This window comes from Mesorhizobium sp. WSM4845, assembly GCF_055811455.1.
On the sequence record NZ_JBVVQA010000010.1, the window covers coordinates 141832 to 165386 of the forward strand.

The following is a 23555-nucleotide window of genomic DNA, read 5'->3' on the forward strand; positions in this document are numbered from 1 at the left end:
CTTCATAGTGACGGCGAGAAGGGAACTGGCCGCAACTTTGGCGCGCTTTCTGCAACGCCGGAGATTGGCGAAACCCTTGGTGCAGGCCGCTTTCTCCCGTCCGGTGAGAAATGCCCGGTCCACCCTCCGCAGCTGCAGCGCAGCTGCTGCGGAGGACGGGCAGGGCAAGAGGGGCAGCGCAAGCTGAAGCGATTGCCCCTTAGTAAAAGCGCACCCGGCCCGCGAGGCGGATCAGATCAGATTTCGCTGCGTCTTCAGACCGGCGCCTTGTCGCTGACGAAAACGTTCACTTCGCGGGCGGCGGCGATGAAGGCACGCCTTGCGATCATTGCCGGTTTGTCGCCGGCCAGCGCATCATGGCAGGCCTGCAGCGCTTCGCGATGCTTGGGACTGCGCTTGCCGGGCCAGTTGTTGAGGAGGTAGTCGGAAGCCTCGCGGGCCGTGCGCAAGAGCTGAGTGGTTCCCGCCGCGCCCTTGACGGTCACGGGTGTTTCAAATCGGTTGTTTTCCATCGCCGCTCTTACGCCATCGCCGCTCGCGAAGCGAGCGCGAAAGTGGTTGCCACCGCAATCACGCCGCGAAGCTGCTAATCCCCTGGCAGGCAGGCCGCGCCAGTTCTTGTGCAATGATGCCGTCGAGAGGCTGCCGGACAGGACAGACATGCCGCAAGACCCTGCCACCCAAGGCGCCCACAATATCCATTGGCGCCGCAATCTCGCCGTGTGCTTTGCCGGCTCGTTCAGCACGCTTGTCGCCATGACTCTGCTGTTGCCCTTCCTGCCGCTTTACGTCGAGCAGCTGGGCGCCGAGGGCCACGCGGCTGTTGTGCAGTGGTCCGGCATCGCCTATGGCGCGACCTTCTTCGCCGCCGCGCTGGTCGCGCCGCTGTGGGGACGGCTTGGCGACCGCTACGGCCGCAAGCTGATGCTGGTGCGCGCCAGTTTCGGCATGGCCGTCTGCATGTCGCTCACCGGCATGGTGGAGACAGTCTGGCAATTGGTGCTGCTACGCCTGCTGATCGGTTTCGCCGGTGGCTATTCCTCGGGCTCGACCATTCTCGTCGCCATGCAGACGCCGAAGGAGCGGTCGGGCTGGGCGCTCGGAGTGCTGTCGGCCGGCATCACCGGCGGCGCTCTCGTCGGTCCCCTGCTCGGCGGCGCGCTGCCGCCTTTGATCGGCATCCGCGCCACCTTCCTGCTCGCCGGCGGCGTCATTTTCCTGGCGTTCCTGGCAACGACCTTTCTCATCAAGGAGAACCCTCGCCCGGAAACCGACAAATCGGCATCGACCGAGAAGCCGAAAGGCGGCTGGTCGCAAATCCCGGACAAGCGCCCGGTCGTCGCAATGCTGGTGACCGGCATGCTGCTGAGCTTCGCCACCATGTCGATCGAGCCGATCATCGCGGTCTATGTGGAGCAGATCATCGAGGACCAAAGCCGGGTCACGCTGATGTCCGGCGTGGTCATGTCGGCGGCGGCACTTGGCGCCATCCTGTCGGCCTCGCGTCTCGGCAAGCTCGCCGACCGCGTCGGCCATTGGAACGTCATCGTTGCGGCGCTGGCCGTTTCGGCGCTGCTGCTGATCCCGCAGGCTTTCGTCACCCAGGGCTGGCAGCTCGTCGGCCTGCGTTTCCTGATGGGACTGGCGCTTGGCGGCCTCCTGCCCTGCATCACCAGCGTCATCCGCCATAATGTCCCGGACGGCGTCGGCGGCAATGTGCTCGGTCTGTCGATCTCGGCGCAGTATGTCGGACAGGTTGCCGGGCCGCTGCTCGGCGGCTTCGTCGGCGGTCATTTCGGCATGCGCGCGGTGTTTCTCGGCACATCCGTGCTGATGGCGGGCGGAGCGGCGTATAATTGGCTGGTCCAGTCGCGCCGCGCACGCGACATGCTGGTGCAGGCGGGCAAATCCTGACACGGTTTGCGGGCCACTTCACGGAGTCCAAGACATGAGCACAGCCGACCACCCAGCAAGCGGCATCGGCCGCATCCTCGTTTTCGTCGGCGGTCTGTGCGGCGCGGCCGGTGTGGCGCTTTTTGCCGCGGCGGCACATCTGGGCGGCGCTTTCGTCGGCACGGTCGCGTCGTTCCTGCTCATGCATGCACCGGTCTTCCTGGCCGTCGGCCTCGTCGGCGCAAACCGGATCATGCGTACCGCAAGCCTTATTCTTCTCGTCGGGCTTGTCTTGTTCTGCGGCGACCTGCTCGCCCGCGACTTCCTCGGCTCGCGGCTTTTTTCGATGTCGGCGCCGATCGGCGGCACCTTGCTCATTGCCGGTTGGCTGGCGGTTGCGGCCTCGGCGCTGGTGCGCCCGCGCTCCTGAGGCAGCCGGATTCGGTTTCCGCCAAACGACGGTCAGTCAGACGATGGCCACTCTTGCCGGCGCTCGGGCAGGTCGCGATTGCGCGCCGCCGGCTTGGCCAGGCGCCGCCGCTCCGGCCTGTCGATGGCCGGCGAGATGCCCCAATAATTGCGATAGATCTCTTCGAACAGGTGATTGATCGGGTGCATGGCTTGGTTTCCTCTTCGATTTTTAGAATTGAATCGATCCAATCGACAGGCATAAAAAAGCGCTGCCGATCAGCTCCGCTTGCGCTCCACGAGAAAACGCAGATCGCGGATCCACGGGCCGGCGCTGCCGCGACGCGTCCGGGTCACCGCCTTCGAAATCATGCTCCAGTCGTTGCGATAGGTGTCTTCGAACAGGTAATTGACGGGGTGCATGGCTCACTCCTTGCTGACAACTCAATTGGATCGATTCAAAACTAGGTCTGGATTACGCCGATGTCAAGCAAAATTTGAATCGATCCAACAAAGGTGCTAGATGGCAGGCTGGAGCAGAAAAATGGCATCATCCAGCGAAAGCAATACCAGACCCATCCGGCTGGCCGACATCGCCAAGGCCGCCGGGGTTTCGCACGGCACCGCCTCCAACGTCTTCAGCCGTCCCGAGATCGTGCGCGAGGAAGTCCGCGAACGGGTCAAGGCGGCGGCCGAGGCGATGGGCTATGCCGGTCCCGACCCCAAGGGCCGGCTGCTGCGCGCCGGCAAGGTCAACGCGATCGGCGTCGCCACGACCGAGCCGCTGTCCTATTTCTTCGATGATCCCTTTGCCCGCGCGATGATGGCCGGCATTTCCGACGCCTGTGACGCCACCGGCGCGGGAATAGCGCTGGTATCGGCCGGCAACCAGGAAAAACTTGCCTGGAACGTCCAGAGCGCGCTGGTCGACGGCTTCATCCTGTTCTGCATCGAGGGCGGTTCACGGCTTGTCGAACTGACGCGCGAACGCAAACTCCCCTTTGTCGCGCTTGAGCTCGGCTTCGACGACGACACTGTTTCGGCAATCGGCGTCGACAATGTCGCCGGCGCCCGCCTGGCGGCGCAGCATCTCGCCGAGCTTGGCCATCGGCGCTTTGCCGTGCTGGCGCTGCCTTTCGCCGACGGCAGTACCGGCCTTGTCTCGCCGGAGAAGGTCCGGACGGCCCTTTACACCGGCACGCGCGATCGCCTCGTCGGCTATTTCGAGGCGTTTTCCCGATATGGTGTCGATACCGCCGGGATGCCGGTATACGAGACCGAAAACGACGAAGCCAGCACAAGGGCCGGCCTCGAAACGATCTTCGCCTCGGCAGCGCAACCGACCGCCCTCCTGGCGATGTCGGACCGGATCGCCATGGTCGCGATCGAATGGTTGGCCGCGCGTGGCATTGCGGTTCCCGGCGACGTCTCCGTCGTCGGCTTCGACGGCGTGCCTGACGCCGCACTTTGCGATCCTCCGCTGACCACGGTCGCGCAGCCAATCGCCGAGATCGGCCGCCGGGCAGCGCGAACGATCCTCGATTTCGACGGCACGGTGCGGCGCGAGACGCTTGGCGTCGAGCTTGTCGTCAGGGCATCTTCGGGACCGCCGCCCAAGGCAGCCTGAGCCCGGTCGTCAAATTAATTTAATACGTGGCGCGGTTTCCTGCGCCTGGCCAGTGTTCTTGCCCCGCCCGCAGGGAGCGCGAGGTGACCCCCGCGTGTACAAGCCTCGGTCAGGGCCCGGACCTTTGGGCTCGTCACCCACAGCCAGCGCGACCGTAGCGCGACCGATCCGGCACCGCTGCCTCCCCGCCCTTTTTTGTCCCGGTTACTATCCGGACTAGGGCGGGATGCATTCGAATTGAACTTGGGATCGCGCTCTATCTATTTGTTTTAGCCGCATTTCTGCGACGCCAAGTGATTCTACTCGGCTGCAAAAATCTCTAGGGGTTGATAGTTGCCATGCCGCCCACGCCGAAGGACGCATGGATCGGCGGCGCCTGGCTGCGGACCGGCTTGCTGTTGCCGCCAATAGAAGACAGCCATTCGAGATAATAGGCGAGCGCGAACTGCATGGCGATGCCGGCGGCGATCAGCAGGCTGTCATAGGCAAATCCGCCCGGGTTGATCAGCTTCATCACCTGCGCCGCCATGGCGATCAGCGTGCCGGCGATGAAAACCGGCAGCGATCGCTTGCCCAATATGGCGAGCGGATGATCGCGGCTGGTGCGGAACAGGTTGGAGACAGAAGGAAACGCCACGATCAGATAGCTCACCGCCAGGATGTGCAGCAGCCTGGGCAGCGACAGGAAGGTCTTGTCGAAGCCGGTCAGCACCACGGGCAGGTTCAGCCACGACACGTGCCCCCATAGCGGGCTGTGCACCCAGACCAACGCCGTCGCGACATAGGCTGCCGACGCGCCGACCAGCCAGCGATTGACCGGAATGACGCCGCCGCGCCTAATGTGCAGCATGCTCGCCAGGCCGATGTTGAAGAGGAACTGCCACGACAGCGGATTGAGGAACCAGAAGCCGGGCTCAGGGTAATTCGGCGGGGCGATCCGGTAGATCCCGGCAACCAGCCACAGAGTTCCGGACAGGGCGAGCGCCGTGAAAGGCCGGTAGCTGATGAACAGCAGGAGGGTTGGCGCCATCAGCAGCAGCACCGCATAGACCGGCAGGATGTTGTTGTAGCCAAGTTGATGGCCAAGCGTGACGATGCCGATCAGCACATGTTGCGGGTCCCTGATCAACGGCTCGATGTTGATCAGGGTCAGCATGTCCGGCCGCTTCGCGAACATCGCCGCCGCGCAGAAGATGGCCAGCACCGCCATCGTCGTGACGATGTGGGCGACATAGAGCACTCCGGCGCGGCGCCACAATTTCAGTGTCGCCAGGAGCCGGTCTCCGGACTGGAATTTTGCGCCGTAGGCGAGCGCGACGGACATGCCGGAGATCAGCACGAAGGCCTCGGCGGCATCCGAAAAGCCGAAATTCTTGTAGGTCAGAGTCTCAAAAGCCGTGCCCGGGACATGGTCGACGAATATGATCAGCAGAGCGAGAGCGCGGAACACATCGATGCGCGTATCGCGATCCGGGATACGCGGCCCGCGATCCGGGATACGCGGCCCGCGATCCGGTGAAATTGGCATGGTCATCGATAAAAGGCCTCAAAGCTGGTTGTTCATGCCGCGATCGATGCGACCGCCGGACGCACCGCTTCGATTCCTCCCGCAGGAGCATATCGGCAAACAAACGGACTGAAATGCGCCCGGTTCAATCAACTTTGAAGGAGCTCGAAAATATTCCATTTTGAAGCCGGCAAATGAATAAAAACCACACGAAATCAATAGGATGCAATATGGCCGAAAAACCTCCGGAAGACGGCTTTTTGCGGCGCGACCTGCCGTTTTTCTACCGCCTTTACCGGCCCGTGGATGCGAGCGGCGAATGCCTTTTCCTGCTGCACGGGTCCGGCGTCGACGAGACGACGCTGGTGGCGCTGGCGCGGCAAATCGCACCGCGCGCCGTGCTGGTGGCGGTGCGCGGCCGTATCGCCCAGGAGGACGGTTTCCGCTGGTTCGCGCGGATCACGCCGACGCGCTTCGAACAGGAGAGCATCCGCACCGAGGCGGACGCTTTCGCCGGCTTCATCACCGCGGCCGCGAAGCGCCACGGTCTCGATCTCGCCCGGACGAGTTTCCTCGGCTATTCAAACGGCGCCAATCTGGTTTCGAGCGTGATGCTGCTGCATTCCGGCCGCATCGAACGGGCAGCGTTGCTGCGCCCGATGCCGGTGCTCGACGACGTGCCCCCGGCCGATCTGTCCAAAGCGCGCGTGCTGATCATCGCCGGCGCAGATGACCTGACCTACGCGCCCTTCGCCCCGGCGTTGGTCGCATTGCTCGAATCGCATGGCGCCGCGGTCGAGGCCCACACCATCGCCTCCGGCCATGAAATCGGCGACCGGGATGCTGAAATCGTCAGGCAGTGGCTGGCGGGCCCGGCAGCCGCCATCGCGCTGGCGAATTGATGAGCCCGTCGCCCTATGCCCGCCCCATCCGGTTCCAGGCATCCAGCCCGGCGATCTTGTAGGCTTCGGCCAGCGTCGGATAGTTGAAGGTGTTGTTTACGAAAAAATCGACGGTGCCACCGAGATTGATCACCGCCTGGCCGATGTGGATCAGTTCGGTTGCGCCCTCGCCGACGATATGCGCGCCGAGCAGCCGGCGCGTTTCGATCGAGAACAGAAGCTTCAGGAAGCCGGTGTTGACGCCCATAATATGGCCGCGCGAGGTTTCGCGGAAGCGCGCCACGCCGACCTCATAGGCGCCGCCGCCCTCGCGCACCTGCTCCTCGGACTGGCCGACGGTCGAGATTTCCGGCACGGCGTAGATGCCGTAGGGAAAGGTTTCCGGCGGCGGTGGCAACGGCACGCCGAAGGCATGGCAGGCGGCCACCCTGCCCTGCTCCATCGAGGTCGAGGCGAGGCTCGGAAAGCCGATGACGTCACCGGCGGCATAGATGTTCGGCGCACTGGTCCGGAAGCTCTGCGGGTCGACCTTGATGCGGCCCCGGGAGTCGGCCTCGATGCCGACCACATCGAGGCCGAGCGCGCCGACATTGCCGGTGCGCCCCGCCGCATAAAGCACCATCTCCGAGCGTATGCTGCGGCCGTCGGCAAGCGTCACCTCGGCATAGTCTGGTTTCGAGGCGATCTCCTTGATCGCACTGCCGAGCCGGATCGTCATGCCGCGGTCGCGCATCTGATGGATGAAATCGTCGACGATCTCACGGTCGACGAAATCGAGGATGCTGTCGCGCGGCTCGACCAGCGTCACCGGCACGTCGAGCGCCGAAAAGATCGTCGCGTATTCGACGCCGATGACGCCGGCGCCGATCACCGTCAGCGTCCGCGGCAGGCGCTCGAGTTCCAGCATTTCGTCGCTGTCGAAGACACGGATCTTGTCGAAGGGCACGTCGCGCGGCCGGTGCGGGCGGGTGCCGACCGCGATCAGCGCATGCGCAAAACCGACCTCGCTGTAGTCGCCGGTATCCGTCGTCAGGCTGGCTCTGTTGGGACCGAGAAACTTGACTGTGGCGCGCGCGCTCTTGACCGTGTTGCGCATGAACTGGTGCTGCAGCACCTCGACCTCGTGATCGAGCGTTTTGTGCAGGCGTTCGATCAGATCACCGACCGATATATCCTGCTTGACCCGGTAGCCGCGCCCGTAGAAGCCGCGCTCGCGCCAGCCCGAGAGGTTGAGCACAGTTTCCCGCAAGGTCTTCGACGGAATGGTGCCGGTATGCACGGACACGCCGCCAAGGCGCCGCCCCCTGTCGGCCACCAGCACGGATTTGCCGAGCTTGGCCGACTGCACCGCGGCGCGGCGCCCTGAGGGCCCGCTGCCGATGACCAGCATGTCGTAGTCCATATTGGCCCTGTCCCTCGCCCCTTGGGCGCATTTGCCGTATTTGTTGCGCTGCAGCAAACTAACGTCATCCGTGCTGCAAATTCAACCGATCCAGTCTACATTCGGCGATGCCTCCGGTAGCAGGGCCGAAAAAAGGCTCGATCTTGATTCCGCCGCAGGACTTCACCATTTCAACACCAGGCGGCCCGCACCCTATGCCGGGCCTGATTGCGAGGAAATGACATGAACGCGCGCGTTCTCGACGGCGAAATCAGCAGGCTCGATGATGTCAGGGCCTATGATGGCGTGCGCACGCGGCGTGTCCTCGCCTTCATCATCGATTATTGCATCGTCGCGCTGCTCACCATTCCGTTCGCGATCCTGGTGTTCTTCCTCGGGATTTTGACGCTTGGCCTTGGCTGGATGCTGTTTTCCATTCTCGTGCCGGCCGTCGCCATCCTTTACATCTGGAACACGCTCGGCAGCGCCGACCAGGCCACGACGGGCATGAAGATGATGGGGATCCGGCTCGACCGTCTGGACGGCACCCGCATCGACGGGCTGACGGCGGTGGTGCATTCGGTTCTGTTCTGGGCCGGCAACGTCATCCTGACGCCGCTGGTCCTTCTGGTGTCGCTGTTTGCCGACCGCAAGCGCACGCTGCACGACCTGCTGCTCGGCACGGTGGTCAGCCGCAGTGACCGCTGAAACAGCTTTTCACCAGCCCCAGCGAGCATTTATGTGCAAAGTGAAGGCGTCCGGTAGCCACGCTTTCACAATCCTGTTGAATTTTTCGCCGTGCGCGCCAAAGGTATGATGATTCGCAGGAGTGTTTCCAAGGGTCGATGACGCAGCATCCAACCCAGTCGCCGCAGTTCTTCCTGACCGCGCCGTCGCCATGCCCGTATCTTGAGGGCCAGTTCGAGCGCAAGGTGTTCACGCATCTGGTCGGCGACAAGGCATCGGAGATGAACGACCTGTTGACGCAAGGCGGCTTCCGGCGATCGCAGAACATCGCTTACCGGCCGGCCTGCGAGACTTGCCGCGCCTGCGTTTCGGTGCGCATCCTGGCGCAGGAATTCACTGCCAGCCGCAATATGAAGCGGGTGATACAGCACAATTCAGACCTCATCGGCGCGATGCACGACGCGCAACCGTCGACCGAGCAGTATTCGCTGTTCCGCAGCTATCTCGATGCCCGCCATCGCCGCGGCGGCATGTCCGACATGACGGTGCTCGACTACGCCATGATGGTCGAGGACACGCATGTCGACACCAAGGTCATCGAATACCGGCGCCGCGGCCCCGACAGCTTTATTACCGGCAAGGGCCAGGGCGAGCTGATCGCAGTCGCCCTCACCGACAAGATGGCCGATGGCCTGTCGATGGTCTATTCCTACTTCAACCCGGACTTCGAGGACCGTTCGCTCGGCACCTTCATGATCCTCGACCACATCGCTCGCGCCAGGGCGATGGGCTTGCCCCATGTCTATCTTGGCTACTGGGTCAACGGCTCGCGCAAGATGAACTATAAGATGCGCTTCATGCCGCAGGAGCATCTCGGCCCGAAAGGCTGGGAACGCTACGACCACGAAGCGGTTTCGCGCTGATCCGCTCTTTCGCCAACCATCCTTAAACTGCTTCAAGGGAGGATGCTTCTGGTTTTCGGCTGCGTGGCTGAAACGCCAGACGCTGGGCCAATTTTGCGCCTGCCTCCAAATTCATTGCGGGAACTGCCATGTCGTCCCACAACGATCATCAAAAAGGCCTTCTCATCACCGCCATCGGCGGGCTGACGCTGACCATCGACATTCCATTGATCCGGCTCGCCGACGGCGGCGCATGGACGATCCTCCTGCTGCGCACCGGCACCACCCTGGTCGCGGCGCTGATCATCTGGGCCGTGTGGCGCTCGCTGAGCCGTAACGCGCCGCAGCTCATCCCCGGCTGGTCAGGGCTCGTCGTCGCCCTGTGCTACGGCCTGACCTCGGTTACCTTCGTCATCAGTATCTATCACACCACGACCGCCAATCTGGTCTTCATCCTGGCCTTCAACGCCGTGTTCGCGGCGCTGCTGTCCTGGCTGTTCCTGAAGGAGCAGCCGCGACTGGTCACCGTGATGGCGATGCTGGTCATGATCGTCGGCGTCGCGATCATCGTCGGCGATTCGATCGGCACCGGCCACCTGTTCGGTGATCTCATGGCGTTGTGCTCGGCTTTCTTCATTGCGCTGGCCATCACCATCTCGCGCGCCAGCGGCAAGGACATGGGGTTCACTTCGCTGATCGGCGTGATCCTGCCCCTGGCCGTCGCGGTGTTCATGGTTTCGGGCGAAGGGTTCCAGGTGAACGCGCCGTGGTGGATCATCTTCAACGGCGCCGTCATCATGCCGATCTCGTTCTTCTGCCTCGCCAACGGACCGAAATATATTTCGGGACCGGAAGTGGCGATGTTCTATCTGCTCGAAACTGTGCTGGCGCCGGTCTGGATGTGGATGATCTTTGCCGAGATGCCGTCGCGCAACAGCCTGATCGGCGGTGCGATCCTGATCGTCACGCTGGTCGCCCATTCGCTATGGCAGCTGCGTGAGGGGCGAAAACGCCGCGCCAGCCTTGCAGTCCGTCACCCGGCCTGAGACTTCTTCTCGGCAACGATTTCGATTTGCGGCGGCGCCCCTTCGAGTTCCGCCGGCGCTGCGGGGGCAAGCTCGTCGGCCAATTCCACCTCGCGCAGCCATTCGCGCCAGATCGCGACCAGCAACGCCATCAGCACCGGACCGATGAACAGGCCAAGAAAGCCCATCGTCTTGACGCCGCCGACCAGGCCGAAAAAAGTCGGCAGGAACGGCAGCTTTATCGGGCCGCCGACCAGCTTCGGCCGCAATGTCTTGTCGACGATGAACAGTTCGACGCTTCCCCAGATGAACAGCGCCAAACCGGCCATCGGCGAGCCGCTGGCGGCGAGATAGATCGAAACAAGCGTGAAGGACAGCGGTGCGCCGCCGGGGATCAGCGCCATGATGCCGGTCAGGGCGCCGAGCGTCACCGGCGACGGCACGCCGGCCAGCCAGTAGGCCACGCCCAGCACCACCCCCTCGCCGATGGCGATAATGGTCATGCCGGTCACCGTCGAGGAAATCGTCGCCGGCACGACGCGTGAAATCCGCTCCCACCTGGTCGGCAGGATGCGTTCGCCGAGACGGTCGACCTGCCCGGCGAAATGCTCACCGTCGCGATAGGCAAAGAACAGCGCGATCATCATGAACAGCAGCGCCAGCAGAAGGCCGAAGGCGCTGCCGCCGGCGGCCAGCACGCCGCGGTAGATGCTGCCGATGTTGGCGCCGCTGATCAGCTGGATCAGCTCGCCGATGCCGCCGGGATGGCCGAGATTGCGCGTCCACTGCTCGTTCAGCCAGTCGCCGACCACCGGCAGCGTGGCGATCCAATGCGGCGTCACCGCACCATGGCGGTTGGTCTCGATCGCCCAGCCAACCCATTCGCGGACTTCGTTGCTGGCGTAGGCGCCGGCGAGCGCGATCGGCACCACCAGGAAGGCGAGGATGAACAGGATCGCCAATGTCGCGGCGACCGTGCGGTTGCCGCCGACGGCAGCAAGCAACCGCCGATAGAGCGGCCAGCTGGCAAAGGCGATGACCAGAGCAGCCAGCACCGGGACCAGGAAACCATGAAAGAAATAGACCCCGGCGGCAACGATCAGCACCAGCAGCCACCGCGCCGCCGACAGCGGTGGAATCACGGCGGATCTGACCGGCGTCGACAGGCCGAACAGGCGTTGCTGCCCTTCCGGTTTCCGAACCCTGGCTTCTTTCAAATGCCCATTTCTCCCAAACGCGTGTGTCCGCGCCTTATGTAGCGATGCTTATGCACCGACATAGTGCAGCAATCGTGACGACATTCCAAATGTTTGGATGGAGCTGCTAATCTCCCCCCCTTGAGGGGGAGATGGCCGGCAGGCCAGAGGGGGTCGGAACGTTCAGACGCGACCCTAACAGAGGAGGCTGGAGCTTCACGCGCGACGACCCCCTCTGTCGCCTTCGGCGACATCTCCCCCTAGGGGGGAGATTAGCAACTACCCGAATTTCCCCGTCCTCGGGAATCCCTTCGGCACCATGCGTCCAGCCGAGGCTCGGGCGCCGATCCATTCGACCAGCTCTTCACGTGATTTGATGAAGGTGCGGTCGGCAGAATCCTGCCAGGAGAGACCGCTTGCGAGCGTGAAGGTCTTGAGGTCGAGGACGCCGCCATCCTTGTATTTCTGCAGGCGAACGCCCTTGCCGCGCCCCATTTCAGGGATCTCGGCGAGCGGGAAGACCAGCATCTTGCGGTTCTCGCCGACGATGGCGAGATGGTCACCGGCGACCGGCATACAGCGTTGGGCCTCGTCGGGCGCCTTGACATTCATCACCTGCTTGCCCTTGCGGGTGTTGGCGACGACTTCCTCTTCCGGCACGATGAAGCCGTTACCGTCGTGCGACACCAACAGCAGCTTGCGCTTGGGATCATGGACAAAGGCGGTGACGATGTCCTGGTCGTTGTCCATGTCGACGATGATGCGGATCGGTTCGCCATGGCCGCGCCCGCCCGGAAGCCGGTCGGCGCCGATCGTGTAGAACTTGCCGCCGGTGGTGAAGACCAGCACCTTATCGGTGGTCTGGGCGTGGAAGGCCAGCTTGAGGCTGTCGCCCTCCTTGAAGGTCAGCAACGAATGGTCGGTCAGATGACCTTTCATCGCCCTGAGCCAGCCCTTTTCCGAAACGACCACGGTGACCGGCTCGCGCTCGATCATGGCATGGGCGATGTCGGTCAGGTCATGTTCGGGTGCGTCGGCGAACTGGGTGCGGCGCTTGCCGAGCGCGGTTTCCGGTCCGAATTTCTCGCGGATGCTGGAGACCTCCCACTTGATCATCGACCACTGCCGGGCGTCGGACGCGAGCAGCGCCTCGATCTGCTTCTTCTCGGTGGTGAGACCGTCGAATTCCTTGCGGATCTCGAATTCCTCGAGCTTGCGCAGGGCACGCAGCCGCATGTTGAGGATGGCTTCGGCCTGGTTGTCGGTGAGCGACCAGCGCGCCATCATCACTTGCTTAGGCTCGTCCTCCTCGCGGATGATCCTGATCACCTCGTCGATGTTGAGATAGGCGATCAGATAGCCGGCGAGGATCTCCAGCCGCCTTTCGATCTCGCCGAGGCGATGCCTGGAGCGGCGGATCAGCACCTCGCGGCGGTGCTCCAGCCATTCCTTGAGCACGCCTTTCAGCGACAGCACGTTGGGTATCTTGCCGCGCGACAGGACGTTCATGTTGAGCGGAAAGCGGCTTTCGAGCTCGGTCAGCTTGAACAGCGATTCCATCAGGATACCGGGATCGACCGAACGGCTCTTCGGCACCAGCACTACGCGGACGTCTTCGGCGCTCTCGTCGCGGATGTCCTCGAGCAGCGGCAATTTGCGCGCCATCAGCAGCTCGGCGATCTTTTCGATCAGCCGCGCCTTCTGGACTCCATAGGGGATTTCGGTGACGACGATGCTCCAGGTGCCCCTGCCCTGGTCCTCCTGGCTCCATTTCGCCCTGACGCGGAAACCACCGCGACCGGTCTCGTAGGCTTCGAGGATCGAGGCGCGGCTGTCGACGATGATGCCGCCGGTCGGGAAATCCGGGCCTTGGACGAAATCCATCAAGGTCGTCACCGGCGCATCGGGTTGCTCGATCAGATGCAGGGCGGCGTCGCAGAGCTCGGCGGCATTGTGCGGCGGGATCGAGGTCGCCATGCCGACGGCAATGCCGGACGAGCCGTTGGCGAGCAGGTTGGGGAAGGCGCCGGGCAGCACGACCGGCTCCTCGTCCTCCTCATTGTACGTCGGCCGGTAGTCGACCGCATTCTCGGTGATGCCGGACAGCAGCTCGGTCGCCACGTCGGTCATGCGCGCTTCGGTGTAGCGCATGGCGGCAGCGTTATCGCCATCGATATTGCCGAAATTGCCCTGGCCGTCGACCAGGGGATAGCGCATCGAAAAATCCTGCGCCAGCCGCACCAGCGCGTCGTAGATCGACTGGTCGCCATGCGGATGGAACTTGCCCATCACCTCGCCGACGATGCGGGCGCATTTGGCGAAGCCCTGGTCGGGGTTGAGCCTGAGCAACCGCATGGCATGCATGATGCGGCGATGGACCGGCTTCAGCCCGTCGCGCACATCCGGCAGCGCCCGGTGCATGATGGTCGACAGCGCATAGGCGAGATAGCGCTCTTCCAGCGCTTTCTTCAGATCGACCGGCTCGATGTTGTCGCCACCGCCATCGCCAGGCGGCAAAAGCCTTTTTCCCATAGGTTGGGACTAGCCGAGCGGGTGATTCGCGGCAAGAGGCGCCTGAATGGGGCAGCCTCTTGCGCAATACGAACCGGATGCCAGCAACATCACTCGGTTACATCCCGCTTCTATGACAATGGATCGGATTTGCCTTTCGCCGTAGTTTTCGACCATTGTGCGGCGGAACGCCTTTTTCCCGTCCAGTTCGTCACCGAAGGGTGACGGCGCAACAAATTGAAAAATCTTCAGCACACTCTCAGGGAACCGCGATGACGATCAGACGCTCGACACTCAACAAACTCGCTTTTTCGACCTTGCTGCTGACGCTGCCGCTGAATGCGGCCCTCGCGCAAGATGCGGCGGTCGCCGACCGGCTGAAGGCGGCTCTCGCCGCGCAGGGCGTCGACATCTCCTGGACCGGGGTGACGGGCGATGCCTCCAGCATGGTGCTGCAGGGCGTGGCCCTCAAACCGGCGGCCGAAAAGGAAGCGCTCAAGATCGGCGACATCAAGCTCGAAGGCGTGACCGAAGCCAATGGCGGTTATGAAATCGAAACCGTCTCGACTTCGGCATTCCAGCACAGCGAAAACGGCGTCACGCTCGACCTCAGCCCCTTCATCATCCACGACATGACGGTTCCGGCCGACGGCGCCACAGGCCCGCTCGGTTCAATGATGATGTATGAATCGGCCGAGCTCGACAACATGACGGTCAAGGTCGCCGACAAGACCGCCTTCTCGATGGACGGGCTCGCCATCGAAATCACCCCGCCAGCCGACGGCAAGGCGATGGCGTTTTCCGGCACCACGGAAAAGTTCAATGCCGACCTGATGCTGGTCGAGGACCCGAAGTCCAAGGACGTGATCAACGCGCTCGGCTACCAGAACATCACCGGAAACCTTGCCATGGAGGGCACCTGGCAGCCTGCGGACGGCAAGATGGAGCTGTCGAAATACGACATCTCCGTCGACAATGCCGGAACGCTCGGCATGACCTTCGGTTTCGGCGGCTACACGCTCGACGTCATCAAGTCGCTGCAGGAGATGCAGAAGAAGATGGCGGCGCAGCCCGAAAGCGCCGACAATTCGGCGCAAGGCATGGCCATGCTTGGCGTTTTGCAGCAGCTTTCGTTCAACAGCGCTTCGATCCGCTTTGACGACGATTCTCTGACCAACAAGGTGCTGGACTATGTCGGCAAGCAGCAAGGCATGTCCGGCAAGGACGTCGCCAACCAGGCCAAGGCGGTCGTGCCTTTCGGCATGGCGCAGCTCAACAATCCGGAATTGTCGGCGCAGGTGTCGGCTGCGGTCGGCAAATATCTCGACGATCCGCAGAGCATTGAGATCCTGGCCGAGCCGCCGGCAGCGGTGCCGTTCGCGCTGATCATGGCAGGCGCCATGTCCAACCCGGCGGACCTGACGAAGACGCTTGGCGTGACGGTCAAGGCGAACGAAGACTGATTGGGGCGGGGGCCTCGGAGCGTCAGCGCCGCCCCTCACTGCCCTGCCGGGCATTTCTCCCCGGATAGTGACGGGGAAAAAGCACCGTCACAAAATGATTTCGCCAACTGGCAGCGTGGCAAGACGGGTGCCAACGTCGCGGCCATCTGTCCTTCTCCCCGTCACTATACGGGGAGAAGGTGCCGGCAGGGGGATGATGGGCCGCGCAAAACGACAGCGTTTAGCGTCGGTTGCGGGAGGCTTTTAACCTTCTTTCTTGGTCACGGCGACGCGCAGCGACAATTCGCGAAGCTGCTGCGGGCTGGCTTCCGCCGGCGCGCTCATCAGCAGATCATAAGCCTGCTGGTTCATCGGGAACATTGTTACTTCACGCAGGTTCCTGGCGCCGACCAGCAGCATGACGACGCGGTCGATGCCGGCCGCCATGCCGCCATGCGGCGGTGCGCCGTACTGGAAGGCGCGGTAGAGGCCGCCGAAGCGCTCCTCGACCGTCTCGCGATTGAGCCCGACAGTCTCGAATGCCTTGACCATGGTTTCCGGCAGATGGTTGCGGATGCCTCCGCTGGCGATCTCGAAACCATTGCAGACCATGTCATACTGGAACGCTTTGATGCCGAGCAGATCCTTACCGTTGAGCGCATCGATGCCGCCCTGCGGCATCGAGAACGGGTTGTGGGCGAAATCGATTTTTTTCTCGTCCTCGTTCCATTCGAAGAAGGGAAAGTCGACGATCCAGCATAGTTCGAAACGGTCGCGATCGACCAGGTTCAGCTCCTCGCCGGCGCGGGTGCGCGCCGCGCCCGCGAACGAGACGAACTTTTTCGGGTCGCCGGCGACGAAGAAGGCGGCGTCACCATCGGCAAGCCCGAGTTGGAGGCGGATTGCCTCGGTGCGCTCCTCGCCGATGTTCTTGGCGAGCGGACCGGCGCCTTCGAGCTTCTCGCCCTCCTTGCGCCAGAAGATGTAGCCGAGGCCCGGCTGGCCATCGCCTTGCGCCCAGGAATTCATCCGGTCGCAGAAAGCGCGTGAACCGCCGGTCCTGGCCGGAATGGCCCAGACCTCGGCCTTCGGGTCGTTGGCAAGGATGTTGGCGAACACCTTGAAGCCGGACTCGCGGAAATGTTCGGAGACCGCCTGCATCTCGATCGGGTTGCGCAGGTCCGGCTTGTCGGTGCCGTATTTGCGCATGGCGACGTCATAGGCGATGCGCGGAAACTCCTGCGTCACCGGCTTGCCGGCGGCAAAGGTTTCGAACACGCCCCGCATCACCGGCTCCATGGTCGCCAGAATGTCGTCCTGCTCGACGAAGCTCATTTCCAGGTCGAGTTGGTAGAATTCGCCCGGCAGCCGGTCGGCGCGCGGGTCCTCGTCGCGGAAGCAAGGCGCTATCTGGAAGTAACGGTCGAAGCCCGACACCATGATCAATTGCTTGTATATCTGCGGCGCCTGCGGCAGCGCGTAAAAGGTGCCGGGATGGATACGTGACGGCACCAGGAAATCACGCGCGCCTTCGGGCGACGAAGCGGTCAGGATCGGCGTCGAGAATTCGGTGAAGCCGACCTCGCCCATGCGCTTGCGCATCTCGGCAATGATCTTCGTGCGCGCCACGATGTTCTTGTGCAGCGTGTCGCGGCGCAAATCGAGGAAGCGGTATTTGAGACGGATGTCCTCGGGATAGTCCGGCTCGCCGAACACCGGCAGCGGCAGTTCCTTGGCCGCCGACAGCACTTCGATCTCGCGCGCGAAAACCTCGATTTCGCCGGTCGGCAAATTGGCGTTCGCGGTCTCGGCCAGACGAGCCTTGACCTCGCCGTCGACGCGGACGACCCATTCGCCGCGCACGGTCTCGGCAATCTTGAAAGCCGGCGAATCCGGGTCGGCGACGATCTGCGTCAGGCCATAGTGGTCGCGCAAATCAATGAACAGCAGGCCGCCATGATCGCGTACGCGATGCACCCAGCCCGAAAGGCGAACGGAAGAGCCGACGTCGCTTTTCCTCAACTGGGCACAGGTATGGCTGCGGTAACGATGCATTGTCATGGATAAGTCCGGATGTCTGATTGCGGCCAAGGCATGATGGCCCGGCCCGAAAATTTGCGCGAAAAGCACATGAGAGGCCGCCTTTGTCAAGGCAGGCGTCGCCCGGGCAGCATCTTGATTCGAACTTCGGCATTCGTCCGTGGCTGTGTGAAAACTCCGCACCACAGTCAAAGTGTAGAATTTCCTCCGCCTGATCGTGATCAGCGTGGCCGAGCCGTGTACAATGGCCGTCACATTGGCGGGAGGACTACCATGCGCATTCGCACATTGACTGTCCTGGTGATGCTGCTTGTCGGCACCTGCGCATTTGCACACGCACAGACAAAGCCGATGTCCATCGAGGTGTTTCCTTTCGAATTGGAAGACAAGAGCGCTGGCGCAGGCATAATTCCGCCGGATGAACATGATAGGCGCTATCTGTCCGAGTCGGCACAAATGGCGAAGGACATGCTCTCCCAGTCAGGGCGCTTTACAGTGCTTGATGTGCCAGTCGGGGATGAGCAGGCGGTGGCGCCGCACGGATTGCGCAATTGCGGCGGCTGTGAAAGCAAGATCGCCAAAGAGCACGGCGCGTCTCTTGCCTTGCTGGGCGTCGTAACGCGCGTCAGCCGAACAGAGCATACGATGTTCATTCGCATCCTCGACGCTGATACCGGGCAACCTGTTTCGCAGGGGTTTACCGACCTGCGCATGGGTGCGAATTACGCGTGGCCCCGCTCCGTCAAATGGCTGATGAAAAACAGAATTCTTCGGTAGGGCGGCAAGCCACCCGAGTGCGCCATCGGCAGCGCGAAGGATTCCCAGCTAAAATCAAACTGATACGTTGATAGCCGGCGCTGGCCTGCTAACCGCCGGCAATTGCCGCTGGCATTGGCGTGGGCGATGGTTCAAGAAGGATCAACGACAGGCCCTCCTTCATGTCCTCCATGCGCCCGCTGATCCCGCTCCTTATTGCCGCCGGCATCCTGCTCGGCGGCAACGGCCTGCAGAGCACCTTGATCGCATTGCGCGGGGCGCAGGAGGGGTTTTCGGCCTCGACCATCGGCCTGATGGGGACGTTCTATTTCGCCGGCTTCCTGCTCGGCTGCCTCGCCGTCACCCACATCATGAAGGCCGTCGGCCATGTCCGCGCGTTTTCCGCGCTGGCGGCGATCGCTTCGGCCGGGACATTGCTTTTGGTGCTGGTCGTCGACCCGGTCATGTGGTGCGCGTTGCGTCTCGCCGGCGGCTTCTGCTTCGCCGGCCTGTTCACCATCATGGAAGCCTGGCTCAATTCCGGAGCCGCCAACAAGGACCGCGCGCGGGTGCTGGCCATCTACCGGATGGTCGACATCGGTTCGGTCACCGGCGCACAGTTCCTAATCCCGATCGTCGGCGCCAGCGGTTTCGCCATCTTCGCCGTCATGTCGATCATGATCACGCTCTCGCTGGTACCGGTGTCGCTTGGCGATCGCTCCAACCCGACCCCGCCCGAAGACGTCAAGCTCGATCTCGCCCGCGTCTGGCGGATCTCGCCGCTCGGCTGCTTCGGCTGCATTGCCGTCGGCGTCACCAACAGCGCTTTTCGCACATTGTCGCCGGTCTATGCCGAACAGATCGGCATGTCGGTCACCGACGTCGTCACCTTCGTCAGCGTCGGCATATTCGGCGGCGCCATCATCCAGTATCCGCTCGGCTATCTGTCCGACCGCTGGGACCGGCGTTCGGTGCTGCTGATAACGACGTGCTGCGCGCTGCTGGCGTCGCTGGCGCTGGTGTTCTGGGCGCGCAGCGATCCGTCCCTCAACTTCGTGATCGTCTTCATCTTCGGCTGCTTCGCCATGCCGCTCTATTCGCTGTCGGCGGCGCACTCCAACGACCGCGCCGACAAGGGCGAGTTCGTGCTGATCAACGCGGCGCTGATGCTGTTCTATTCCTTCGGCGCCATTGGCGGGCCGTTCGCCGCCTCGACGGCGATGCAGTATTTCGGGCCAAGCGCGCTGTTCGTGTTCACCGCCACCGTCTACGCCATCTTCGTCGTGGTCATCCTGTACCGGATGCAGGTGCGATCGGGCGTGCCGGCCGGCCATCGCAGCCGTTTCATCGGCCTTTTGCGCACATCGACGGTGTTCGCCCGGCTGGCCAAGCGCAACGATGATTCCGACGGGCCTGCCAGGCACTGATGACGGCCCGCCAGGTCTTGAAACCCGGACAGCGGCTTGACGAAAGCCCGCGCGGCTGAAATTGAAGGAGACCTTACACTTTGCCAAAAGCGATTTGATGCACGTCATCACCACCCAAAAAGAACTCGAGACCGCTCTCGCCGCGTTCGAAAAGTCGGATTTCGTCACCGTCGACACCGAATTCATTCGGGAGACGACCTTTTGGCCGATTCTCTGCCTGATCCAGATGGCAGCACCCGGGGTGACGGCGCTGATCGACCCGCTGTCACCCGATATCGACCTGAAGCCGTTCTTCAGGCTGATGGCCAACGAGGCGGTCGTCAAAGTCTTCCATGCGGCGCGCCAGGACATCGAAATCATCGTTCATCTCGGCGATCTGGTGCCGCATCCTGTGTTCGACACCCAGGTGGCGGCGATGGTTTGCGGCTTCGGCGACAGCGTCTCCTATGACCAACTCGTCCAGAAGGTCACCGGCGCCCGGCTCGACAAGTCCTCACGTTTCACCGACTGGCGCCACCGGCCGCTTTCCGAAAAACAGCTCGACTACGCGCTTGCCGACGTCACCCATCTGATCGAGGTCTACCAGCACCTCAGCGCGGAGCTGGTGCGGGAAAACCGCGCCCACTGGCTGAACGAGGAGATGGACGTGCTGACCGCCCGCGAAACCTACGATCCGCATCCGGAGGACGCCTGGAAGCGGCTGAAGATGCGGCTGCGCAAGCCGCAGGAACTGGCGATCGTGCAAGCGGTGGCGGCATGGCGCGAGCGTGAGGCGCGCGAACGCGACGTGCCGCGCGGCCGGGTGCTCAAGGACGACGCCATCTATGAGGTGGCGCAGCAGGCGCCGCGCGATGCGGCAGCACTCGGCAAGCTGCGCACCACGCCGAAAGGCTGGGAACGCTCGGCGACGGCAACGGCGCTGCTTGGCGCGGTCAACAGCGCGCTTGCCTTGCCCAGGGAAGAGATGCCGAAGCTGCCGAAGAGTTTTCAGCCGCCCGAAGGCTCCAATGCCGCCGCGGAACTGCTGAAAGTGCTGTTGCGGATCGTCGCCGAAAAGGAGGGCGTCGCTTCGAAGGTGCTGGCCTCAAGCGACGACATCGACCGCATCGCCGCCGAGGGCGAGGACGCCGACGTGCCGGCCTTGCAAGGCTGGCGACGCGCCGTGTTCGGCGAGGCGGCGCTCAAACTGGTGCGCGGCGAGCTCGCCATCAAGTTCGACAAGCGCAAGATCGCGCTGTTCGATTTGTAGCGTCTGCGACGTCCTTCTCCCCTTGCGGAGAAGGTGGATCGGCGCGTTAGCGCCGAGACGGATGAGGGGTTCTGGAAGAAACGCCGCGTTAAAATATTGAATGATTTTAACGATTTAATGGCCGCGATCCTTCCAACACCCCTGCCATGAAAGTAACTTCAAACTCTGTTTCATTTCAATCGGATAGCGGCTTGGGCCAAGGGCTCGATTTCAAAGCCGATATATCAGAGAAAGCGCCCGCGCACCTTTCATCTACGATGGCGCCCGGCGCCGGGCGATGTGTCTCATCCGACCGAGTTGAGCCTGTCCTCGGGCTTGCCAAAGGCATGACCCGTGGGCTCGGCCACCTTCTCCCACAAAGGGGAGAAGGGCAGTCAGCGCTGTTTCTGAGCGGCCAGGTGAAATACCGCGATGACGATCACGGGTATCGCCAGAAGCGCGAATTTGATGACGATCAGCGCAGAGGCGAAGGACAGCGAGTCCGGATTGGCCGACAGGAAATCGGAGAGCATGCGGGCCACCGCGATGTTCTGCGCATAATCGGCAAGCGTGTAGGGCAGCACCAGGACGAGCGCGAACAGCGACTGAAGCTGGGCGGACAGAGCCCGGAAGTTCTTCAGCCGCCGCCCGGCGGCAAGGATCAGGCTGACCAATGTCAGCGACAGCAGCGCCGGAAATAGCAGGTCGAAGGTCAGGTAATGCCAGACCAGGATGATCTCGCTGCCGCGACGCCCGAGTGCCGTCAGCCAGGCCATGCCCTCGTCCGGGGTGGACCCGGCAAAGCGCAAATCGAGCGACGGCAGGCCGCCGCTCAGCTGGCGGAAATAGAGGAACTCCATCGCCGTCATGGCGACGAAAACCCCCGCGCAGACAAAACAGAGCGCGGCAGCGTGGCGCGACAGCCGCAGCATCATTGCCGTCAGGCTTCGTGCGAACTGGTTAGGCTCCGCCGGGGTAATTCGGGCTTTCGCGGGTGATCGTGACGTCATGGGCGTGGCTTTCACGAAGTCCGGCGTTGGATATGCGTACAAACGTGGCGCGGTCGCGGAAATCGGCAAGGTCGCGCCCGCCGACATAACCCATAGCGGCTTTCAGGCCGCCGGCAAGCTGGTGCAGCACGCCGGACACAGGTCCTTTGTAAGGCACCTGCCCTTCGATGCCTTCCGGCACCAGTTTCAGCGTGTCGCGAACCTCGGCCTGGAAATAGCGGTCGGCGGAGCCACGCGCCATGGCGCCGACCGAGCCCATGCCGCGATAGGCTTTGAACGAGCGGCCCTGGTGCAGATAGACTTCGCCCGGGCTCTCGTCGGTGCCGGCCAGCAGCGACCCGATCATGGCGGCACTGGCGCCGGCGGCGAGCGCCTTGGCGAGATCGCCGGAATATTTTATGCCGCCATCGGCGATGACCGAGACGCCCGATTTCTGCGCCGTCTCGACCGCCGACATGATCGCGGAAAGCTGCGGCATGCCGACGCCGGCGACGATGCGGGTGGTGCAGATGGAACCCGGCCCGATGCCGACCTTGACGGCATCGGCGCCGGCATCGATCAGCGCCAGCGTGCCTTCTGAAGTGGCCACGTTGCCGGCCAGGATGCGGACCGAATTGGACAGTTTCTTGGCCCGCGTCACCGCATCGAGCACGCGTTGCGAGTGACCATGCGCGGTGTCGATCACCAAAAGGTCGACGCCGGCATCGATGAGCCGCTCGGCGCGCTCAAAACCGTCATCGCCGACGCTGGTGGCGGCCGCCGCGCGCAGGCGCCCCTGCACGTCCTTGGTGGCGTGCGGGTTGAGCTGCGACTTCTCGATGTCCTTGACGGTGATCAATCCGACGCAATTGCCGCCGCTATCGACCACGACCAGCTTTTCGATGCGGTGCTGGTGCAGGAGCCGCTTGGCCTCCTCCTGATCGACATTTTCCTTGACCGTGATCAGGTTCTCACGGGTCATCAACTCGTAGACTTTCTGGCCCGGGTCGGAAGCGAAGCGCACGTCGCGGTTGGTCAGTATGCCGACCAGCCGTCCGACCGTGTGCCCGCCAGCGCCGCCATTCTCGACCACCGGAATGCCCGAGATGCTGTAGTTGCGCATCAGCCCCAGGGCGTCGGCGAGCGTCGCATCGGGGCCGATGGTGACGGGGTTCACCACCATGCCGGATTCGAACTTTTTGACTTGCCGCACCTGCTCGGCCTGTTCGGCAGGCGAGAAATTGCGGTGGATGACGCCGATGCCGCCGGCCTGGGCCATGGCGATGGCAAGACGCGCCTCGGTGACGGTATCCATGGCGGCGGAGAGGATCGGCACGTTGAGGTCGATGTCGCCGGCAATGCGGGTGCCGATATCGGTTTCGCCGGGCATGACCTCGGAATGACCCGGCTGCAGCAGCACATCGTCAAAGGTCAGCGCCAATGCGCCCGTGGACGTTTCGATAATCTTTGCCATGGCCAGCCCTCGGAATGCATGAAAAGCGCTGGACCGGATGGACAGCGCCGACTCGTCTTCTTCCCTTTCAGGATTGGCGCTGGCTCGTAACACGTCCCGTCGCCGTTGAAAAGCCGATTGCTTGTGCACGACAGGGCCGCGAACTCAGCTTAATGCCTTT

Annotated in this window: 21 protein-coding genes; 11 read left to right on the top strand and 10 right to left on the bottom strand. The window is 63.0% G+C overall.

Features of this window, described 5'->3' with window-relative positions; translation table 11 throughout:
• Window positions 1-254: 254 nt before the first annotated feature.
• Window positions 255-512, bottom strand: a complete 258-nt coding sequence (locus tag AC0L2C_RS14350; protein WP_023798420.1) for a DUF982 domain-containing protein — start codon at window positions 510-512, stop codon at window positions 255-257.
• A gap of 148 nt (window positions 513-660) precedes the next feature.
• On the opposite strand from AC0L2C_RS14350, the gene AC0L2C_RS14355 reads away from it, so the two are divergent.
• Window positions 661-1914 (top strand): multidrug efflux MFS transporter, encoded by a 1254-nt coding sequence (locus tag AC0L2C_RS14355; RefSeq protein ID WP_473523620.1) that lies wholly within the window; start codon window positions 661-663, stop codon window positions 1912-1914.
• A 34-nt stretch (window positions 1915-1948) separates the two neighbouring features.
• The gene (locus AC0L2C_RS14360) at window positions 1949-2323 is read left to right on the top strand and encodes a DUF423 domain-containing protein (RefSeq protein ID WP_287241808.1); all 375 of its coding nucleotides are present in this window, start codon (window positions 1949-1951) and stop codon (window positions 2321-2323) included.
• Window positions 2324-2355: 32 nt separating this feature from the next.
• Here the strand turns inward: AC0L2C_RS14360 and AC0L2C_RS14365 are convergent, their stop codons facing one another.
• Together AC0L2C_RS14365 and AC0L2C_RS14370 are read right to left on the bottom strand one after the other, a co-directional pair.
• Entirely contained in the window at window positions 2356-2511 is a 156-nt protein-coding gene (locus AC0L2C_RS14365) for a hypothetical protein (protein WP_473523621.1), read from the bottom strand.
• 69 nt (window positions 2512-2580) lie between these two features.
• Complete coding sequence (locus AC0L2C_RS14370) at window positions 2581-2724, bottom strand: hypothetical protein (protein WP_287241803.1); 144 nt, start codon at window positions 2722-2724, stop codon at window positions 2581-2583.
• Between the two features lie 121 nt (window positions 2725-2845).
• On the opposite strand from AC0L2C_RS14370, the gene AC0L2C_RS14375 reads away from it, so the two are divergent.
• Entirely contained in the window at window positions 2846-3928 is a 1083-nt protein-coding gene (locus tag AC0L2C_RS14375; RefSeq protein ID WP_473523622.1) for a LacI family DNA-binding transcriptional regulator, read from the top strand.
• Window positions 3929-4247: 319 nt separating this feature from the next.
• Here AC0L2C_RS14375 and AC0L2C_RS14380 read toward each other — a convergent pair whose 3' ends face one another.
• Entirely contained in the window at window positions 4248-5462 is a 1215-nt protein-coding gene (locus AC0L2C_RS14380) for an OpgC family protein (RefSeq protein WP_473523623.1), read from the bottom strand.
• A 203-nt stretch (window positions 5463-5665) separates the two neighbouring features.
• On the opposite strand from AC0L2C_RS14380, the gene AC0L2C_RS14385 reads away from it, so the two are divergent.
• Window positions 5666-6337, top strand: a complete 672-nt coding sequence (locus tag AC0L2C_RS14385; RefSeq protein ID WP_023798428.1) for an alpha/beta hydrolase — start codon at window positions 5666-5668, stop codon at window positions 6335-6337.
• A 13-nt stretch (window positions 6338-6350) separates the two neighbouring features.
• Here AC0L2C_RS14385 and sthA read toward each other — a convergent pair whose 3' ends face one another.
• On the bottom strand, window positions 6351-7739 hold the full coding sequence (gene sthA, locus AC0L2C_RS14390) for a Si-specific NAD(P)(+) transhydrogenase (RefSeq protein WP_091591857.1): 1389 nt from the start codon (window positions 7737-7739) through the stop codon (window positions 6351-6353).
• A gap of 222 nt (window positions 7740-7961) precedes the next feature.
• Between sthA and AC0L2C_RS14395 the strand changes: the two genes are divergently transcribed.
• From AC0L2C_RS14395 to AC0L2C_RS14405, 3 genes are all read left to right on the top strand, one after another.
• Entirely contained in the window at window positions 7962-8426 is a 465-nt protein-coding gene (locus AC0L2C_RS14395; RefSeq protein WP_023798430.1) for an RDD family protein, read from the top strand.
• 137 nt (window positions 8427-8563) lie between these two features.
• Complete coding sequence (locus AC0L2C_RS14400; RefSeq protein ID WP_027154654.1) at window positions 8564-9328, top strand: arginyltransferase; 765 nt, start codon at window positions 8564-8566, stop codon at window positions 9326-9328.
• Between the two features lie 128 nt (window positions 9329-9456).
• Entirely contained in the window at window positions 9457-10353 is an 897-nt protein-coding gene (locus tag AC0L2C_RS14405) for a DMT family transporter (RefSeq protein ID WP_128170674.1), read from the top strand.
• Here the strand turns inward: AC0L2C_RS14405 and AC0L2C_RS14410 are convergent.
• Together AC0L2C_RS14410 and parC are read right to left on the bottom strand one after the other, a co-directional pair.
• Window positions 10341-11549 carry an AI-2E family transporter gene (locus tag AC0L2C_RS14410; protein ID WP_023798433.1) on the bottom strand — a complete coding sequence of 403 codons (1209 nt, stop codon included), beginning with the start codon at window positions 11547-11549 and terminating at the stop codon, window positions 10341-10343. The two genes, AC0L2C_RS14405 and AC0L2C_RS14410, sit on opposite strands and share 13 nt — an antisense overlap.
• Before the next feature lie 258 nt (window positions 11550-11807).
• Window positions 11808-14060: a DNA topoisomerase IV subunit A gene (gene parC, locus AC0L2C_RS14415; RefSeq protein WP_419696782.1), complete on the bottom strand. Its 2253-nt coding sequence runs from the start codon at window positions 14058-14060 to the stop codon at window positions 11808-11810.
• Between the two features lie 251 nt (window positions 14061-14311).
• Between parC and AC0L2C_RS14420 the strand changes: the two genes are divergently transcribed.
• On the top strand, window positions 14312-15502 hold the full coding sequence (locus AC0L2C_RS14420; RefSeq protein WP_473523624.1) for a hypothetical protein: 1191 nt from the start codon (window positions 14312-14314) through the stop codon (window positions 15500-15502).
• 243 nt (window positions 15503-15745) lie between these two features.
• On the opposite strand, the gene aspS is transcribed toward AC0L2C_RS14420, so the two are convergent.
• Window positions 15746-17536, bottom strand: coding sequence for an aspartate--tRNA ligase (gene aspS / locus AC0L2C_RS14425; protein ID WP_473523659.1), 1791 nt, complete (start codon window positions 17534-17536; stop codon window positions 15746-15748).
• 258 nt (window positions 17537-17794) lie between these two features.
• On the opposite strand from aspS, the gene AC0L2C_RS14430 reads away from it, so the two are divergent.
• From AC0L2C_RS14430 to rnd, 3 genes are all read left to right on the top strand, one after another.
• Complete coding sequence (locus AC0L2C_RS14430) at window positions 17795-18298, top strand: DUF3280 domain-containing protein (RefSeq protein WP_473523625.1); 504 nt, start codon at window positions 17795-17797, stop codon at window positions 18296-18298.
• A gap of 161 nt (window positions 18299-18459) precedes the next feature.
• On the top strand, window positions 18460-19704 hold the full coding sequence (locus tag AC0L2C_RS14435) for an MFS transporter (protein WP_128176021.1): 1245 nt from the start codon (window positions 18460-18462) through the stop codon (window positions 19702-19704).
• A 97-nt stretch (window positions 19705-19801) separates the two neighbouring features.
• The gene (gene rnd, locus AC0L2C_RS14440; protein ID WP_023798439.1) at window positions 19802-20953 is read left to right on the top strand and encodes a ribonuclease D; all 1152 of its coding nucleotides are present in this window, start codon (window positions 19802-19804) and stop codon (window positions 20951-20953) included.
• 374 nt (window positions 20954-21327) lie between these two features.
• Here the strand turns inward: rnd and AC0L2C_RS14445 are convergent, their stop codons facing one another.
• Both AC0L2C_RS14445 and guaB read right to left on the bottom strand, forming a co-directional pair.
• Window positions 21328-21867, bottom strand: a complete 540-nt coding sequence (locus tag AC0L2C_RS14445) for a hypothetical protein (protein ID WP_473523626.1) — start codon at window positions 21865-21867, stop codon at window positions 21328-21330.
• 25 nt (window positions 21868-21892) lie between these two features.
• Entirely contained in the window at window positions 21893-23395 is a 1503-nt protein-coding gene (gene guaB / locus AC0L2C_RS14450) for an IMP dehydrogenase (protein WP_473523627.1), read from the bottom strand.
• Window positions 23396-23555 lie beyond the last annotated feature (160 nt).

Bases quoted from the DNA above. Each gene is read 5' to 3' on its own strand.
- AC0L2C_RS14395 (WP_023798430.1), top strand. From the start codon at position 7,962: ATGAACGCGCGCGTTCTCGACGGCGAAATCAGCAGGCTCGATGATGTC.
- AC0L2C_RS14355 (WP_473523620.1), top strand. From the start codon at position 661: ATGCCGCAAGACCCTGCCACCCAAGGCGCCCACAATATCCATTGGCGC.
- AC0L2C_RS14360 (WP_287241808.1), top strand. From the start codon at position 1,949: ATGAGCACAGCCGACCACCCAGCAAGCGGCATCGGCCGCATCCTCGTT.
- AC0L2C_RS14350 (WP_023798420.1), bottom strand. From the start codon at position 512: ATGGAAAACAACCGATTTGAAACACCCGTGACCGTCAAGGGCGCGGCG.
- AC0L2C_RS14405 (WP_128170674.1), top strand. From the start codon at position 9,457: ATGTCGTCCCACAACGATCATCAAAAAGGCCTTCTCATCACCGCCATC.
- AC0L2C_RS14385 (WP_023798428.1), top strand. From the start codon at position 5,666: ATGGCCGAAAAACCTCCGGAAGACGGCTTTTTGCGGCGCGACCTGCCG.
- AC0L2C_RS14445 (WP_473523626.1), bottom strand. From the start codon at position 21,867: ATGATGCTGCGGCTGTCGCGCCACGCTGCCGCGCTCTGTTTTGTCTGC.
- AC0L2C_RS14435 (WP_128176021.1), top strand. From the start codon at position 18,460: ATGTCCTCCATGCGCCCGCTGATCCCGCTCCTTATTGCCGCCGGCATC.
- AC0L2C_RS14400 (WP_027154654.1), top strand. From the start codon at position 8,564: ATGACGCAGCATCCAACCCAGTCGCCGCAGTTCTTCCTGACCGCGCCG.
- sthA (WP_091591857.1), bottom strand. From the start codon at position 7,739: ATGGACTACGACATGCTGGTCATCGGCAGCGGGCCCTCAGGGCGCCGC.
- AC0L2C_RS14370 (WP_287241803.1), bottom strand. From the start codon at position 2,724: ATGCACCCCGTCAATTACCTGTTCGAAGACACCTATCGCAACGACTGG.
- parC (WP_419696782.1), bottom strand. From the start codon at position 14,060: ATGGGAAAAAGGCTTTTGCCGCCTGGCGATGGCGGTGGCGACAACATC.
- AC0L2C_RS14375 (WP_473523622.1), top strand. From the start codon at position 2,846: ATGGCATCATCCAGCGAAAGCAATACCAGACCCATCCGGCTGGCCGAC.
- AC0L2C_RS14365 (WP_473523621.1), bottom strand. From the start codon at position 2,511: ATGCACCCGATCAATCACCTGTTCGAAGAGATCTATCGCAATTATTGG.
- aspS (WP_473523659.1), bottom strand. From the start codon at position 17,536: ATGCATCGTTACCGCAGCCATACCTGTGCCCAGTTGAGGAAAAGCGAC.
- AC0L2C_RS14380 (WP_473523623.1), bottom strand. From the start codon at position 5,462: ATGACCATGCCAATTTCACCGGATCGCGGGCCGCGTATCCCGGATCGC.
- AC0L2C_RS14430 (WP_473523625.1), top strand. From the start codon at position 17,795: ATGCGCATTCGCACATTGACTGTCCTGGTGATGCTGCTTGTCGGCACC.
- guaB (WP_473523627.1), bottom strand. From the start codon at position 23,395: ATGGCAAAGATTATCGAAACGTCCACGGGCGCATTGGCGCTGACCTTT.
- rnd (WP_023798439.1), top strand. From the start codon at position 19,802: ATGCACGTCATCACCACCCAAAAAGAACTCGAGACCGCTCTCGCCGCG.
- AC0L2C_RS14420 (WP_473523624.1), top strand. From the start codon at position 14,312: ATGACGATCAGACGCTCGACACTCAACAAACTCGCTTTTTCGACCTTG.